Source organism: Citrobacter sp. TBCP-5362, from assembly GCF_005406305.1.
GTDB classification, from domain to species: domain Bacteria; phylum Pseudomonadota; class Gammaproteobacteria; order Enterobacterales; family Enterobacteriaceae; genus Citrobacter_B; species Citrobacter_B koseri.
Genome location: NZ_CP040234.1, coordinates 1,552,661 through 1,568,668, shown reverse-complemented (window position 1 = coordinate 1,568,668; position 16,008 = coordinate 1,552,661). Strand labels below are relative to the sequence as shown.

General features: G+C 54.5%; 14 protein-coding genes. 5 read left to right on the top strand and 9 right to left on the bottom strand.

Features of this window, described 5'->3' with window-relative positions; translation table 11 throughout:
- Nucleotides 1-56: 56 nt before the first annotated feature.
- Together lysP and yieE are read right to left on the bottom strand one after the other, a co-directional pair.
- Nucleotides 57-1,526 carry a lysine-specific permease gene (lysP, locus tag FD428_RS07550; protein ID WP_012131607.1) on the bottom strand — a complete coding sequence of 490 codons (1,470 nt, stop codon included), beginning with the start codon at nucleotides 1,524-1,526 and terminating at the stop codon, nucleotides 57-59.
- Between the two features lie 384 nt (nucleotides 1,527-1,910).
- A complete protein-coding gene (yieE, locus tag FD428_RS07545) occupies nucleotides 1,911-2,774 on the bottom strand; it encodes a DNA-binding transcriptional regulator YeiE (RefSeq protein WP_114848224.1) in 864 nt (287 codons plus the stop codon).
- 119 nt (nucleotides 2,775-2,893) lie between these two features.
- Between yieE and FD428_RS07540 the strand changes: the two genes are divergently transcribed.
- The 3 genes from FD428_RS07540 (at nucleotide 2,894) to FD428_RS07530 (ending at nucleotide 6,013) form a co-directional block, all read left to right on the top strand.
- Entirely contained in the window at nucleotides 2,894-3,943 is a 1,050-nt protein-coding gene (locus tag FD428_RS07540) for a YeiH family protein (protein ID WP_012131604.1), read from the top strand.
- Nucleotides 3,944-4,058: 115 nt separating this feature from the next.
- Nucleotides 4,059-4,916, top strand: a complete 858-nt coding sequence (gene nfo / locus FD428_RS07535; protein WP_012131603.1) for a deoxyribonuclease IV — start codon at nucleotides 4,059-4,061, stop codon at nucleotides 4,914-4,916.
- Nucleotides 4,917-4,918: 2 nt separating this feature from the next.
- Entirely contained in the window at nucleotides 4,919-6,013 is a 1,095-nt protein-coding gene (locus FD428_RS07530; protein ID WP_024130172.1) for a sugar kinase, read from the top strand.
- Nucleotides 6,014-6,106: 93 nt separating this feature from the next.
- Here the strand turns inward: FD428_RS07530 and FD428_RS07525 are convergent, their stop codons facing one another.
- The 6 genes from FD428_RS07525 to fruB all read right to left on the bottom strand — a co-directional run bounded on the left by FD428_RS07525 (nucleotide 6,107) and on the right by fruB (nucleotide 13,443).
- Complete coding sequence (locus tag FD428_RS07525; RefSeq protein ID WP_104868442.1) at nucleotides 6,107-7,357, bottom strand: NupC/NupG family nucleoside CNT transporter; 1,251 nt, start codon at nucleotides 7,355-7,357, stop codon at nucleotides 6,107-6,109.
- 86 nt (nucleotides 7,358-7,443) lie between these two features.
- Nucleotides 7,444-8,379, bottom strand: a complete 936-nt coding sequence (locus FD428_RS07520) for a pseudouridine-5'-phosphate glycosidase (RefSeq protein ID WP_012131595.1) — start codon at nucleotides 8,377-8,379, stop codon at nucleotides 7,444-7,446.
- A complete protein-coding gene (locus tag FD428_RS07515) occupies nucleotides 8,367-9,308 on the bottom strand; it encodes a pseudouridine kinase (protein ID WP_012131594.1) in 942 nt (313 codons plus the stop codon). Before FD428_RS07515 ends, FD428_RS07520 begins: the two co-directional genes overlap by 13 nt.
- Before the next feature lie 358 nt (nucleotides 9,309-9,666).
- Nucleotides 9,667-11,358: a PTS fructose transporter subunit IIBC gene (gene fruA / locus FD428_RS07510; protein WP_104868440.1), complete on the bottom strand. Its 1,692-nt coding sequence runs from the start codon at nucleotides 11,356-11,358 to the stop codon at nucleotides 9,667-9,669.
- Between the two features lie 16 nt (nucleotides 11,359-11,374).
- Nucleotides 11,375-12,313 (bottom strand): 1-phosphofructokinase, encoded by a 939-nt coding sequence (fruK, locus tag FD428_RS07505; protein ID WP_012131592.1) that lies wholly within the window; start codon nucleotides 12,311-12,313, stop codon nucleotides 11,375-11,377.
- Complete coding sequence (fruB, locus tag FD428_RS07500; protein ID WP_110494021.1) at nucleotides 12,313-13,443, bottom strand: fused PTS fructose transporter subunit IIA/HPr protein; 1,131 nt, start codon at nucleotides 13,441-13,443, stop codon at nucleotides 12,313-12,315. Before fruB ends, fruK begins: the two co-directional genes overlap by 1 nt.
- A 369-nt stretch (nucleotides 13,444-13,812) precedes the next feature.
- Between fruB and setB the strand changes: the two genes are divergently transcribed.
- On the top strand, nucleotides 13,813-14,994 hold the full coding sequence (gene setB / locus FD428_RS07495) for a sugar efflux transporter SetB (protein ID WP_047462472.1): 1,182 nt from the start codon (nucleotides 13,813-13,815) through the stop codon (nucleotides 14,992-14,994).
- Here the strand turns inward: setB and FD428_RS07490 are convergent.
- On the bottom strand, nucleotides 14,991-15,245 hold the full coding sequence (locus FD428_RS07490) for a YkgJ family cysteine cluster protein (RefSeq protein WP_024130170.1): 255 nt from the start codon (nucleotides 15,243-15,245) through the stop codon (nucleotides 14,991-14,993). The genes setB and FD428_RS07490 overlap by 4 nt on opposite strands.
- Before the next feature lie 152 nt (nucleotides 15,246-15,397).
- Between FD428_RS07490 and yeiP the strand changes: the two genes are divergently transcribed.
- Nucleotides 15,398-15,970: an elongation factor P-like protein YeiP gene (gene yeiP, locus FD428_RS07485; protein WP_012131588.1), complete on the top strand. Its 573-nt coding sequence runs from the start codon at nucleotides 15,398-15,400 to the stop codon at nucleotides 15,968-15,970.
- Nucleotides 15,971-16,008: the final 38 nt, after the last annotated feature.

The following is a 16,008-nucleotide window of genomic DNA, read 5'->3' as shown; positions in this document are numbered from 1 at the left end:
GGCCTACAAATGTCGCTCCTGTAGGCCTGATAAGCGCAACGCCATCAGGCACCAGGTTATTTCTTCACACGCTCCGGGAAGTGCATTTCACTGTAGCGAACAAAGTGCGTTCCCTTTGTCAGCTTGTAGCCAAACCAGATAGCCAGGAACAGCGGAATCCCGATATAGGTTGCCGCTACGCCGCCCCAGTCAATGGTGTCTTTCAGGAAGGCTTCATAGTTCTGCCCCAACGTGATGGTCAGACACAGCACAAACGCAAAGATCGGCCCCAGCGGGAAGAATCCAGAACGGTACGGCAGATCTTTCACATCGTTACCCTGCAACACATAGCCACGGCGGAAACGATAATGGCTGATGGCAATCCCCAGCCAGGCGATAAAGCCCGTCATCCCGGAGGTATTCAGCAGCCACAGGTATACCGTCTGGTTGCCAAACATCGACGTCAGGAAGCAAAGCCCCGCGATTACCGTCGTCGCATACAGCGCGTTACGCGGAACGCCGCCGCGTGACAGCTGCGCGAAAATACGCGGCGCTTTACCGTCACAGGCCAGGGTATAGAGCATACGGGTAGACGCGTACATCCCGGAGTTACCCGCCGACAGCACCGCCGTCAGGATAACCGCGTTCATTACCGCCGCAGCGGAAAGCAGACCCGCATGCTGGAACACCAGAGTGAACGGGCTGACGCTGATGTCTTTCACATCGTTACGCAGCAGGCTCGGGTCGGTATACGGGATAATCAGGCTGATAATCAGGATCGCGAACACATAGAACAGCAGGATACGCCAGAATACCTGACGCACCGCGCGCGGAATGTTTTTCTCTGGATCTTCAGACTCACCCGCCGCGATACCAATCAGTTCCGTCCCCTGGAAGGAGAAGCCGACAATCATCGCCACGCCAATCATCGCCGCAAAACCCCCGGCAAACGGCGCATCGCCGGTCGTCCAGTTGCTCCAGCCCACTGGCTGCGCCCCTTTGAAGATGCCGACGATCATCATGACGCCCACGATGATAAAGATAATGACGGTCGCCACTTTGATCAGCGAGAACCAGTATTCTGCTTCGCCAAAGCCTCTGACCGAGATGTAGTTCAGCAGGAAGATCACGCCGAGGAACAGCGCACTCCAGATCCAACCCGGCGTATCCGGGAACCACCAGTTCATCACCAGCTGTGCGGCCACGAGGTCTACGGCGATGGTCACCGCCCAGTTGTACCAGTAGTTCCAGCCGAGCGCGAAGCCAAAGCCTTCTTCAACATAGTTCTGACCGTAAGTCGCAAATGAACCGGATACCGGCATATACGCCGCCAGTTCGCCGAGACTGGTCATCAGGAAGTAGACCATCAGACCGATCAGGATATAAGAAAACAGCGCGCCGCCTGGACCCGCCGCAGAAATGGTTGCACCAGATGCAACGAAAAGACCCGTACCGATGGAACCGCCAATGGCGATCATTGTCAGGTGACGCGCCTTTAATTCGCGACGTAACGCGGGCGCTTCTGTGGTTTTAGTTTCGGAAACCATGTGAAAATGCTATCCATCCAAAAAATGAGGCGCGATTGTAGCAGACGAAACGCCATCCTTCCGGCACAAATGCGCAGTTATAAGAGACCTTCATGACTGGCCGTGGATTATAAGTAAAGTGTAGATCGGATAGACGTTAAGACATTCGCCTGATGGCGCTACGCTTATCAGGCCTACAGGATCGACATTTGTAGGCCGGATAAGGCGTTTACGCCGCCATCCGGCAAAAGCGTTGAATTTGTAGGCCGGATAAGGCGTTTACGCCGCCATCCGGCAAAAGCGTTGAGTTTGTAGGCCGGATAAGGCGTTTACGCCGCCATCCGGCAAAAGCGTTGAGTTTGTAGGCCGGATAAGGCGTTTACGCCGCCATCCGGCAAAGGACGCTTATTCGCAGTAGCGCAAAAAACGCTGTAAGGCATTGGAAAGGTGTTTCTGGCGATGGTGGATTCGCCACAGGGTTCGCACCAGGCGCGGCAAAGGCACCGCGATTTCACTCAACGTTCCCGCCTGAAGCTGTTCCTCAATAACCCGCCGCGACAGGCAACTGATGCCCAGACCATGACGCACGGCGTGTTTGATCGCTTCGGAGTTACCCAGTTCCATCGCCATTTCGAATTTTGGCAAGTGCGAAAGCAACAGGTAGTCAACAATCTCACGCGTACCGGAACCGCGCTCGCGCAGTATCCAGGGCGCGGCGGCAAGTTGTTCAAGCGTTACCGGCCCTTGCGCCAACGGCGAGGACGGTGCGGCAAACACCACCAGCTCATCGTCCAGCCACGGCTCAGAAATAATCTCAGTATTGTGGCACGGGCCTTCAATCAGGCCGATATCCACCCGAAAATCGAGCACCGCCGTAATGACATCCTGGCTGTTGCCCACGCTAAGTTCCAGCGGCAGATCGGGAAAGTCTTTCCTGTAACGGGCAATTACCGCAGGCAGGATGTAATTACCGATGGTGCTACTGGCATAAACGCGGATTGCGCCGTTGTCTTCCCGAAACAGTTGCTCAATTTCGACAGCCTGCTCCAGCAGCGCCAGCGCGCGCGGGTACAGCAAGCGCCCGTGTTCATTGACCACCAGCCGTTTTCCAACGCGGTCAAATAGCTGTACGCCAAGCTGACCTTCCAGATCGGTCAATGCCGCGCTTACGGCCGACTGCGACAGTGACAGTATGACAGATGCCTGGGTCGTCGAGCCGCTTTTTAGCACCTCAGTAAAAACTTCTAGTTGTCGTAGCGTGATATGCATTGTTGTTTTCCACTGGCAGGCCGTCGCTTACCACTTATAAAGATTAATTATAAATATATAATCAATTTTATTTTTAAACCAGTTCGCCATAACATTTTACCCATATAGAGGAGAAGGTTATGACAGAACTCACCTTACAGAATCACCATCGTACAGTGTGGCATTTTATACCGGGGCTTGCCCTGAGCGCAGTTATCACAGGGGCCGCCCTGTGGGGTGGATCTATTCCTGCCGTCGCGGGAGCCGGGTTCAGCGCCCTCACCTTAGCCATCTTACTGGGAATGGTCATCGGCAATACGGTGTATCCGCAAATCTGGAAAAGCTGTGACGGCGGCGTGCTGTTCGCTAAACAACATCTATTACGCCTGGGGATCATTCTCTACGGTTTTCGCCTCACCTTCTCACAGATTGCAGACGTGGGCGTCAGCGGGATTGTGATTGATGTACTGACGCTCTCCAGCACTTTTTTACTCGCCTGTTTCCTCGGGCAGAAAGTGTTTGGTCTGGACAAGCACACCAGTTGGCTGATTGGCGCCGGAAGCAGCATTTGCGGAGCGGCGGCAGTGCTGGCAACGGAGCCCGTCGTTAAAGCGGAGGCCAGTAAAGTTACGGTGGCCGTCGCGACGGTGGTGATTTTCGGTACGCTGGCAATCTTCCTCTACCCGGCAATGTATCCGCTGCTGGCGCACTGGTTCAGCCCGGAAACCTACGGCATCTATATTGGTTCGACCATGCATGAAGTAGCCCAGGTCGTTGCCGCCGGACACGCCATTAACCCGGACGCGGAAAACGCCGCGGTGATTGCCAAAATGTTGCGCGTAATGATGCTGGCGCCGTTTCTGATTCTGCTGGCCGCCCGTGTGAAACAACTTTCTCCGGCGACGGGCGCGGAGAAAAGCAAAATCACCATCCCGTGGTTTGCGGTGCTGTTCATCGTAGTGGCAATCGTTAACTCGTTCCATCTGCTGCCGCAGGCGGTGGTAAACATGTTGATTACGCTGGATACGGTTCTGCTGGCGATGGCAATGGCCGCGCTGGGTCTTACAACGCACGTCAGCGCGCTGAAGAAAGCCGGAGCGAAACCGTTACTGATGGCGCTGGTGCTGTTTGTCTGGCTGATTGTTGGCGGCGGCGTGATTAACGTACTGATTCACCATCTTATCGCATAAAGCACTACATTTTGCCCCTGTTAACCCGCTATCATTGGAGAGTATTTTTTTCGAATACACGACATTATTCAAACCTGAAGAATAATGTGTATAGCGGGTTTAACAGGAGTCTTCCATGAAATATATCGGAGCGCATGTCAGCGCCGCTGGCGGGTTAGCCAACGCTGCAATTCGCGCCGCAGAAATTGACGCAACCGCATTTGCGCTGTTCACGAAAAATCAGCGTCAATGGCGCGCCGCGCCGCTCACTGCCCAAATCATTGATGACTTTAAGGCCGCCTGCGAGAAATACCACTATTCGCCTGCGCAGATCCTTCCCCACGACAGCTATCTGATCAACCTCGGGCACCCTGTCAGCGAAGCGCTGGAAAAATCGCGCGATGCGTTTATTGATGAAATGCAGCGTTGTGAGCAACTGGGGCTATCGCTGCTCAATTTCCACCCGGGTAGCCATTTACAGCAAATCCCGGAAGAGGAATGTCTGGCGCGAATTGCAGAGTCGATCAACATTGCCCTTGAGAAAACCCAAGGGGTCACGGCAGTCATTGAAAACACTGCGGGTCAGGGGAGCAATCTGGGATTCAGGTTTGAGCATCTCGCCGCCATCATCGACGGCGTGGACGATAAGTCCCGCGTGGGCGTCTGTATTGATACCTGTCACGCGTTCGCGGCCGGTTACGATCTGCGTACCACCGACGAATGTGAAAAAACATTCGCCGACTTTGAGCGTGTTGTGGGCTTTACATACCTGCGCGGCATGCACCTGAACGACGCGAAAAGCGCCTTTGGCAGCCGCGTTGACCGTCACCACAGTTTGGGCGAAGGCAACATTGGTCATGATGCATTTCGCTGGATCATGCAGGACGATCGTTTTGACGGTATTCCGCTGATTCTGGAAACCATCAACCCGGATATCTGGGCAGAAGAGATCGCCTGGCTGAAAGCGCAGCAAACGGCAAAGGTGGTTGCGTAATGATGAACGACAGGGAAAAGCAGATCCTCAAGATCCTGCGCCGCAATCCGCTCATTCAGCAAAATGAAATCGCTGATATTTTGCAGATCAGTCGCTCACGCGTGGCGGCCCATATTATGGATCTGATGCGCAAAGGGATGATCAAAGGCAAAGGCTATATCCTCACCGAGCAGGAGTATTGCGTGGTGGTCGGGGCGATCAATATGGATATTCGCGGCGTGGCGGATATCCATTATCCGCAGGCGGCTTCCAACCCTGGCAGCATTCACTGTTCTGCTGGCGGCGTGGGGCGCAATATTGCGCATAATCTGGCGCTGCTGGGTCGCGATGTGCATTTGCTCTCTGCGGTCGGTAGCGATTTTTATGGTGAAACGCTGCTGGAGCAGACTCGTCAGGCTGGCGTGAACATCTCCAGCTGTATCCGTCTGCATGGGCATAACACTTCAACCTATCTGTCCATCGCCAACCAGCAGGAAGAGACGGTGCTGGCGATTAACGACACCCACATTCTGCAACAGCTGACGCCGCAGTTGCTGAATAGCTCGCGGGATCTTATCCGTCACGCTGGCGTGGTGCTGGCGGACTGCAACCTGACGCCGGAAGCCATCGAATGGGTCTTTACCATTGCGGATGAAATCCCGGTCTTTATTGATACCGTTTCAGAGTTCAAAGCGGAAAAAATCAGGACCTGGTATTCACGCATTCATACGCTAAAACCCACGCAAAAAGAGCTGGAGATTCTGTGGGGGAAAGCGGTGCGTTCCGATGCCGACCGTGTACAGGCCGTCAATGACCTGCATCAGCAAGGCGTACAGCGAATCTTCGTTTGCCTGGAAGATGAAGCGGTCTTTTGTAGCGAGAAAAATGGCGAGCAGTTTTTACTCACCCCGCCGTCTCACACCCGCGTGGACAGCTTCGGCGCGGATGATGGCTTCATGGCCGGGTTGCTCTACAGCTTTCTGGAGGGAAGTGATTTTCGCGATAGCGCGAATTTCGCGATGGCCTGCGCGGCGTTATCGCGCGCCAGCATCAGTATTAACAACCCCACCCTCTCCGCCGATAACGCGCTTTATCTGCTGAAAACAACCCTGGCATAATGCCTGATGGCGCTGCGCTTATCAGGCCTACGGAGTGCGTTACTGTAGGCCGGATAAGGCGAAGCCGCCATCCGGCAAAATCGTCTACTACAACTACGCCAGCCCGATAAAGAACCCCGCGATAGTAGCGCTCATCAGGTTAGAGAGCGTTGCCGCCGCCAGCGCACGCATTCCAAGCTGGGCGATTTCCGGCGCACGCTGCGGCGCAATCGCAGAAAACGCGCCCACCACCACGCCAATCGAACCAAAGTTGGCAAAGCCACACAGCGCGAAAGAGATAATCGCTATCGTCTTCACATCCAGCGTACCGGCAGCTTGCAGATACGGTGAGAAGTTGAGATAAGCAACAAACTCGTTAATCGCCAGTTTTTGCCCAATCAGGCTACCGGCAAGCGTCGCATCGCTCCAGTCCACGCCCATAATCCAGGCCAGCGGCGCTAAAACCCAGCCGAAGATCCCTTCTAGCGTGGCGTGACCAAAGCCGAACCAGCCGCCAACGCCGCCGATGATGCCGTTAATCAGCGCGATAATGGCAACAAACGCCATCACCACCGTCGCCACACCGGCGGCGATTTTCAGCCCGGTCATCGCGCCGCTGGCCGCCGCTTCGATGATGCTTTTTGGCGGCGTTTCGGTAAATGACAGGTTTTCAAACGTCACCTTCGATTCTTCCGTCGCCGGGCTCAGCATACGGGCAAACAGAATGCCGCCAGGGATCGCCATTAAGGACGCCGCCAGCAGATAATCAATCGGCACCCCCATTCCGGCATAGCCGATCATCATCGAACCGGCGATTGAGGCCATGCCGCTACAAATGGCGGTAAACAGCTCATTACGATTTAGACGGTCGATAAATGGCTTAACAATCGCCGGGATCTCGTTTTGCCCGAGGAAAATGGTAGTGACCGCAACAAACGACTCGATCTTGCTGATGTTCAGCGCTTTCTGGAAAATACCGCCGAGGATACGGATCAGCAGTCCCATCACGCCAATGTAGTAAAGCAAGCTGATCAGCGCAGTCACAAAGATGATGGCCGGCAACACGCGAAAGGCAAAGATAAACCCGGCGCCGTCAAACAGCACATCCATTTTTGGCCCTACTAATGAGCCAAAGATAAATGCGCTACCCGCGTCGCTGTAGGACATCACCTTGTGGACACCGAGCGCGGCCTGCTCCACCAGCCATTTCCCCGGCGGGAAATAAAGCATGATCCCACCGATGGCGATTTGCAGCACCAGCGCCGCCCCAACGGTACGCAGGCTGATACGTTTTTTATTCACTGACAGCAGAAATGCGATTGCCAGTAGTACCACCATACCCACAACACTTCTCATTATATCCATAATGATTTTCCCTTCATGCCAGGAAACCCGGCGTGAAAGCCAGGTTTTGATATCGCGGGCGACCGCTCTCTGCCCGTGCGTTTTTATCAGGCGAGGCGTTGATATTCCTTCGCTATTTCACAGGCCAGTACAGCGTTGTTGAACACCAGTTGGATATTGGATTTCAGGCTATCGCCGCCGGTCAGTTCCGCCACGCGCGCCAGCAAGAATGGCGTACTTTCTTTCCCCACGACGCCCTGCTCTTCCGCTTCTTTCACGGCCTGATCGATCGCCGCGTTGATTTTCTCTTCCGCCATCGCAAACTGTTCCGGGATCGGGTTTGCCACAACCAGACCACCGTTCAGGCCGGTTTGCCATTTCACCGCCATTGCGCGGGCGATGTCTTGCGCGCTGTCCAGGCGGATACTGACGTCAAACGGACTGGTACGGCAGAAAAATGCCGGTAATGCCTGGGTCTGATAGCCAATTAACGGCACGCCAAAAGTCTCTAAATATTCGGTGGTTAATCCCAGGTCGAGAATTGATTTCGCCCCCGCACAAACTACCGTGACATTGGTATGCGCCAGCTCCTGCAAGTCAGCAGAAATATCAAACGTATGTTCTGCGCCACGATGTACGCCACCGATACCGCCGGTTGCAAATACTTTAATTCCGGCCAGTGCGGCAATAATCATGGTGGATGCGACCGTCGTTGCGCCATTTTTTCCAGCGGCAACCACAAATGGTAAGTCACGACGACTGACTTTTGTAACGTTATGTCCTTCACGACCTAATAATTCAATTTCTTCTTTATTCAGGCCCACTTTCATTACACCGCCAATAATGGCAATGGTTGCGGGCACGGCGCCATGCTTACGAATGGTTTCTTCAACTTCAATTGCCGTTTGCGCATTTTGCGGAAAAGGCATGCCGTGGGAAATAATGGTTGATTCCAGCGCAACAATGGGTTTCTTACTCTTTAATGCGTCCTGTACTTCTGGCGAAATTTGTAATAATTCAGAGGAAAGAGTTAATTCAGACATTCTGTGTTCTCCACTAACGATGTAACATTCGCGACAGATAAATCAGGGTTATTGGTATATTCACAGGCAAGCGCCATTGATGAACAACCCTGTGCAAATCGAACCGAATCTATAAAGGGTAAGCCGTCCATCCAGCAGGCGGCGAGTCCCGCCATCATGGCGTCGCCAGCGCCGGTCACATTGACGACGTTGGTTTTAATGGGGAGCGACCAGCCGTTTTCGCCGTTGATATCGCTGTAATAAACGCCGTCGCCACCCATACTAAGCACCAGACGGTTCAGGCCATGTTCATGAAACCATGCCGCAACGCTCCCGACATCTTCCCGCCCGGAGAGGGGAATGCCGCTAAGGGTTTCAGCTTCAAGCCGGTTGGGTTTCAGCGTGTGAATTTTGCCAAGTCGCTCGCGAATTTTGACACACTTCCAGGCAGAAACCGGATCAACAAATACCGGCACATCGCCTGCATTTTCCAGCACCCAGTTCAGTGCCTCTTCGCTGATATTACAATCGGCGACAATCACTTTTGCCCCACGAATAAAATCAGCATGCTGTGATAAAAATTCAGCCGAAATAAAGTCGGTAATGCTCATGTCATTTATGGCGACCAGCATTTCTCCGGTATTGTCGAGCAGGGATAAGTAACTTGACGTATTTTCTCCCGGCACAATCAGACATTTATCAACGTGCACACCGGATTGATTCGTTTGCGCCATTAATGACTGCCCATAGAAATCACTCCCGACCGCCGTCAGTAACCATGAGTTTTTTCCCAGCAGCGCCAGATTATGCGCAATATTGCGCCCCACGCCGCCGGGGGTAAATTTTATTTTTCCCGGATTGGAGTCCGCATAATTTAAAGAAGCATGCGAATACCCGGCAACATCCATATTGGCTGAGCCAATCGTCACTATGTATTCCGTTTCACGCATAGAACGTCCTCTGGCATTAAGCTGCCATAACAATGAGTTCGTTAAGAATAACCACCGCCACAATCTAGATTATTAGAGCACATGTTCATATTAAAACATATGTTCATGATATGCGTGTTTTTGATAAAGTAAATCCATCCGCAAGCCCTAAAGCGAATAGATATGAACAGAGTCACAATTTTTTATAGATACAGTTTGCAAGGGGGGAAAAAGTTGCGAGCCAGGACACAAAATGGGGGGGATAAAAAAGGCAGAAAAATGCCGGATGGCGACGCTAATGCGTTTTATCCGGCCTACAGGATCGGTATCCGCAGGCCGGATAAGGCGCTCACGCCGCCATCCGGCACAAGGTTTTACATTATGCCGCTTTCGCGATAACTTCAGCTTCCGGGCGTTTCAGGAACGCATAGGCCAGACCGGCAACCAGCGTACCCGCAACAATCGCCAGCAGATAGCCCAGCACCGGTGTAATCGCGCCAGGAATCAGCAGCACAAACAGACCGCCGTGCGGCGCCATCAGTTTCGCGCCAACCCACATTGAGATTGCGCCTGTCAGCGCGCCGCCGACGATACAGCATGGCAGGACACGCATCGGGTCGCGCGCCGCAAACGGGATCGCGCCTTCGGTAATGAAGCACAGCCCCAGCACCAGCGCGGCTTTGCCCCCTTCCTGCTGCGCCTTGTCAAACTTACGACGCGCAACCAGAGTTGCCAGCCCAAGAGCCAGCGGAGGAACCATGCCTGCCGCCATAATGGCCGCCATCGGCGCATAAGTCTGGGTACTCAGCAGACCAACACCGAACGCATACGCCGCTTTGTTAACCGGGCCGCCCATATCAGTACACATCATACCGCCGAGGATCGCGCCCAGCAGTACCGCATTCGCCGTCCCCATCGTTTGCAGCCAGTGAGTCAGCCCTTCCAGAATGCCGGCAACCGGTTTACCGATAAGGTAAATCATCGCCAGACCGACAATCAGACTGGAAATCAGTGGAATGATCAGGATCGGTTTCAGCGCTTCCATACTCTGCGGAAGTTTCAGTTTAGTGCTGATAAGTTTCGCGACATAACCGGCCAGGAAGCCCGCGATAATACCGCCGATAAAGCCAGATCCGGTGCTCACCGCCAGCATACCGCCGATAAGACCCGGCGTCAGGCCTGGACGATCCGCGATGGAAAACGCGATATATCCCGCCAGCACTGGCACCATTAGCGCGAAGGCGGAACCGCCGCCGATCTGCATCAGCGCCGCAGCCAGCGTACCTTCTTCTTTAAACGCCTCAATACCAAACGCAAAGGAGAGCGCGATACACAACCCACCTGCAACCACCATTGGCAGCATGTAGGAAACGCCCGTCAGCAGATGGCGATATGCGCCAGCGCTCTCTTTTTTTCCTTCTGTCGCGGCGGCCTGCGCTTTGCCCGTAGGCGCATACGGCGTCGCTTCCGCTACGGCTTTGTCCAGTTCCTGCGCGGTTTTCTTCAGCGCCAGGCCGGTTGACGTACGGTACATCGGTTTTCCGGCAAACTTCGCCAGATCCACTTCGATGTCAGCCGCCACGATCACCAGATCCGCTTCCGCAACCTCTTCCGGCGTGATGGCATTGCCTGCGCCCACGGAGCCACGGGTTTCGACCTTCACCCACCAACCACGTTTTTTCGCTTCGGTTTCAATCGCTTCAGCCGCCATAAAGGTATGCGCAACGCCTGTCGGACACGCCGTCACCGCCACGACGCGTTTCGGGCCGCTGGCCGCTACCGGGGCGGCAACCGCTGTCGGCGCGCTGTATGGCGTCGCGTGTCCTTTCGCTTCATTGAGGAACAGTTCCGGGTGCGCCACGGCACGGGCAATATCGCCCAGCCAGACTTTCTTACCGTTCAGCGCGCTGTCGTTCGGCACAGCGTCAGCCAACACAATGGCCAACTCTGCGTCATTCGGATTGTCGATAATTTCCAGATTTGCTTTATGTGCCGCCGCGCCGAGCAGGGTCTTCGCCATGTAAGCGCGAGCCTGGCCGAGATTGGCGTCAATAATCAGCAGCGTTTTCATTATGCCTCTCCTGCTGTCAGTTAAACGGTTTTAAGTCGACGCGCGCCATCATTGCGGCCAACTGAGGACGATCGGTAATGCCCACATTGCTCTGGCTTACCGCAAGCGCGGCAACGGCTGTCGCCAGACGCAACGTATGTTCACTGGATTCACGCATCAGCAGGCCGTAAATCAGACCGCCAACCATAGAATCCCCTGCACCTACGGTACTCACCACATCAACGGACGGTGGCTTCGCGATCCATTCGCCGGATGCGTTCACCCACAGCGCCCCTTCCGCACCGAGAGAGATCACCACATGCGCAATACCTTGCTCACGCAGGGCGTGCGCCGCGTCGATCACATCTTTCATTTCCGGCAGCTTACGGCCTGCCCAGATTTCTAATTCACGACGGTTCGGTTTCACCAGCCACGGCGCCGCTTTCAGACCCGCCACCAACGCTTCACGACTACTATCAAAGATAATGCATGGGCACTGGCTACGCAGACGCGTCATCCAGTCGGTAAACGCTTCCGGGCTGACGCCTGTCGGCAAGCTGCCGCTGACGCAGACCATATCGAACTGACCCAGCCAGCTCAGCGAATCGTTCACAAAACGTTCCCAGTCAGCCGGAGTCACGTCAAAACCGGAGAAGTTAAAGTCGGTCACTTCACCGTCTTTTTCCGTCAGCTTAACGTTGATGCGGGTGCGCCCCTGCACCACCTGAAAACGGTTGGCAATGCCCAGCTCGCTGAACAACTGCTGGAAACCGTCCTGGTTGTCTTTACCCAGGAAACCGCCAACCGTGACATCAATACCTAAATCTTTCAGAACCCTGGCAACGTTGATGCCTTTACCCGCCGCATGCAGACCCGTGGTTTTCACCAGGTTCACTTCGCCGCGTTCAATCTCCGGGCAGAAACCGACCAGGTCGTATGCCGGATTAAGGGTGATAGTAGCAACACGTCTGCTCATTACGCGCCCTCCCCAAGACCAGCGGCAATGGCGTCGCCAATCGCTTTCAGCGCCTGTTCAGCATCTTCGCCCTGCGCCGTAAAGCGCAGGCGATGGCCTTTCTTCACGCCTAACGCCACCACTTTCATCAAACTGCGTCCATTTGCCGGTTTTCCGGTTCCATCAAGGTTTGCCACGGTAATTTCGCTATTAAATTGTTTAATGGTATTCACCAGCATGGTGCCCGGACGGGCGTGTAAGCCATGCTCATTGCGCACGACAAATTCGGCGCTCAGCACGTCGTCAGTCAATGCTTCATCACTGGTCAGCAGCGCCAGCACGGTGGCGGCATCCGCTTTCAGCAAACGGTCAGCTTTATTGTTCAGCAGCAGATCGCCAAGGCGCTTCAGCACGGCGACGGGCTGATCGTCATTCATCGCGACGGTCACCAGCAGCGCAGCCGCTTCGCCCTCTACGTCAAACGCCGTAGCCGCACGGCTCACAGCGATAGCGCTGCGCAGGTTGCCGTCCGCGCTGTCGTTCAGCCAGATGCCCTGGCCGAGATTCATCGGCTGTTCATTGATGGTTCTGGCGACAAACGCGGCATCCACAGCGCCTGCTTCTTTCAGGCGCGCGGCGTTCAGCGCCTGTAGCGTCACCAGGTCGCTGGCCGTCACATCCAGCGTCAGGGTGTCGTTATCCAGCTTCAGCTGTTCGCTCTGCTTTTCACCCATCAGCAACGCGCGCAGTTCTTCTGCCGTCGTGGCGGATTTCAGCTGTTCAGCCACAGCGTCATCGCTTAATACGTGCGTCAGCTGACGCAGCAACCCGAGATGCTCATCGGAGCTGGCGGCAATACCAATCGCCACATAGGCCACTTGCCCTTCGCCCCAGGTTACGCCCTGCGGAAACTGGAACACCTGCACGCCAGTTTTCAGCACCTGATCGCGCGTGTCGGTCGTTCCGTGCGGAATGGCGATACCGTTGCCAAGGAAAGTGGATGTCTGTTGCTCACGCGCCAGCATGCCGTCGACGTAGCCGTCTGCGACGTTGCCCGCCTGCACTAACGCAGCGGCAACCTGACGAATGGCCTCTTCTTTGTTTCCGGCCTGTTCGCCCGGATGAATGTCCTGAACCGATAACTGGAACATAGTTCTCCTCTCCTGCTGAACCTGAAACGATTCAGCTAACATGAGAAAAAAGGCGCTAATCTGACTTGTAACCAAAAACAAAATAGCGCTGAAACGTTTCAAGAAGTCTTGCGCTTTCTGCTTCAGCACGCAAGTAAAGTCGTAAAATTGATGACAGAATTTAGAGATAAAGCACACTTTTCATTCAGGCAGGTAATAAATGCTGAAATGAATTGCCCGTAAAACGATCTGTTTCAGCACCGTCAGCATCTTCCCTTCATAGACTGAAATGCTATTTTGATTTTTTGTGGCGATTTTGATTTGGGCACCTGTTTATTTCCTGACGAGCAGCGTAAACTCCGCGTCTCTTCACACCACTGATACAGAAACATGCATAACACCCCCGTTGCCGCCACACCAAAAACGTTTGATTTGACGTCTTCGGCATTCCTGCTCGTCGCATTTCTGACGGGTATCGCCGGTGCGTTACAGACGCCGACGCTCAGTCTTTTTCTGACGGATGAAGTACACGCTCGTCCGGGGATGGTTGGCTTCTTTTTTACCGGCAGCGCCGTTATCGGCATTCTGGTGAGCCAGTTTCTGGCCGGGCGCTCCGACAAAAAAGGCGATCGCAAAAGCCTGATCGTTTTTTGCTGTGTGCTGGGCATGTTGGCCTGCGTGCTGTTTGCCTGGAACCGCAACTATTTTATTTTGCTGTTCGTCGGCGTTTTCCTGAGTAGTTTTGGTTCGACCGCGAACCCGCAAATGTTCGCCCTTGCCCGCGAACATGCCGATCGCACCGGTCGCGAAGCCGTGATGTTCAGCTCGATATTGCGCGCCCAGGTTTCGCTGGCGTGGGTGATCGGGCCGCCGCTGGCCTATGCGCTGGCGATGGGGTTCAGCTTTACCGTGATGTACCTGAGCGCGGCGGCGGCGTTTGTCGTCTGTGGCGTAATGGTCTGGCTGTTTTTACCGTCAATGCGTAAAGATGCGCCGCTTGCTGCCGGAACCCTTGAAGCGCCGCGCCGTAATCGCCGCGATACGCTGCTGCTCTTTGTTATCTGCACATTAATGTGGGGAACCAACAGCCTCTATATCATTAATATGCCGCTGTTTATCATTAACGAACTGCATCTGCCGGAAAAACTTGCCGGCGTCATGATGGGGACTGCCGCCGGGCTGGAAATTCCCACCATGTTGATTGCAGGCTATTTTGCTAAACGGCTGGGGAAACGCCTGCTGATGCGGATCGCCATCGTGGCGGGGTTCTGCTTTTACGCGGGTATGCTGCTGGCGCACTCGCCTGTCGTTCTGCTCGGCTTGCAGTTGCTGAACGCAATTTACATCGGCATTCTCGGCGGCATCGGGATGCTCTATTTTCAGGATCTGATGCCCGGCCAGGCGGGTTCAGCAACCACGCTGTATACCAATACCATCCGCGTAGGCTGGATTATCGCCGGATCGCTGGCGGGGATTGCGGCGGAAATCTGGAATTACCACGCCGTATTCTGGTTTGCGCTGGTGATGGCCCTCGCGACGATGGTTTGTCTGGCACGCATTAAAGACGTTTAAGGCGCAGTAAGCGTTTCCAGTTCAATGAGGTAGATCATTGCCTGCGCCCTTGTCTGACCGCACATATCGGCGCTGGGTTGCAGGCCTGCGCAGACCTTTGGACGCAGCGGCGAACCGAAGATCTTACAGCGTTGATGTTCATCAAGCTGGACACACGGCGTGTTTGCGGGTTTACCGTCAGGCATACCCGGAATGGGGCTGGAGATTGAAGGCGCGGTGCAACATGCTCCGCAATCCGGGCGGCATTCCATACAGTATTCTCTATTCGTAAGCCACCGGACTGAAAGTGGGCGAACAGTATACACAAAATCATCCGGGATATGTGAATTCCACTTGCCTGAATCGCCCGGCGCGAGTAGTTTGACGCGATATTTTAGACATTCTCTACAACAGGATTTTTTCGATGCCAAGAGCGAACGAAATTAAAAAAGGTATGGTACTGAACTACAACGGCAAGCTGCTGATTGTAAAAGATATTGATATTCAGTCACCGACCGCCCGCGGTGCCGCGACGCTGTACAAAATGCGTTTTTCCGACGTCCGTACGGGTCTGAAAGTCGAAGAGCGTTTCAAAGGCGACGACATCGTTGATACCGTCACCCTGAGCCGCCGTGGCGTCGATTTCTCTTATATCGACGGCAACGAATATGTGTTCATGGATAAAGAAGACTATACCCCGTATACCTTCACCAAAGATCAGATTGAAGAAGAGCTGCTGTTTATTCCTGAAGGCGGAATGCCGGATATGCAGGTGCTGACCTGGGACGGTCAGTTGCTGGCGCTCGAACTGCCGCAGACGGTTGATCTGGAAATCGTGGAAACCGCACCGGGCATTAAAGGCGCGTCAGCCAGCGCCCGCAACAAACCCGCAACGCTGAGCACCGGTCTGGTGATTCAGGTGCCGGAATACCTGAGCGCCGGTGAAAAAATCCGTATTCACATTGAAGAACGTCGCTACATGGGCCGCGCGGACTAAGCGCCCGTTGCCGACGCACCAACAAAAAAGGACAGCCA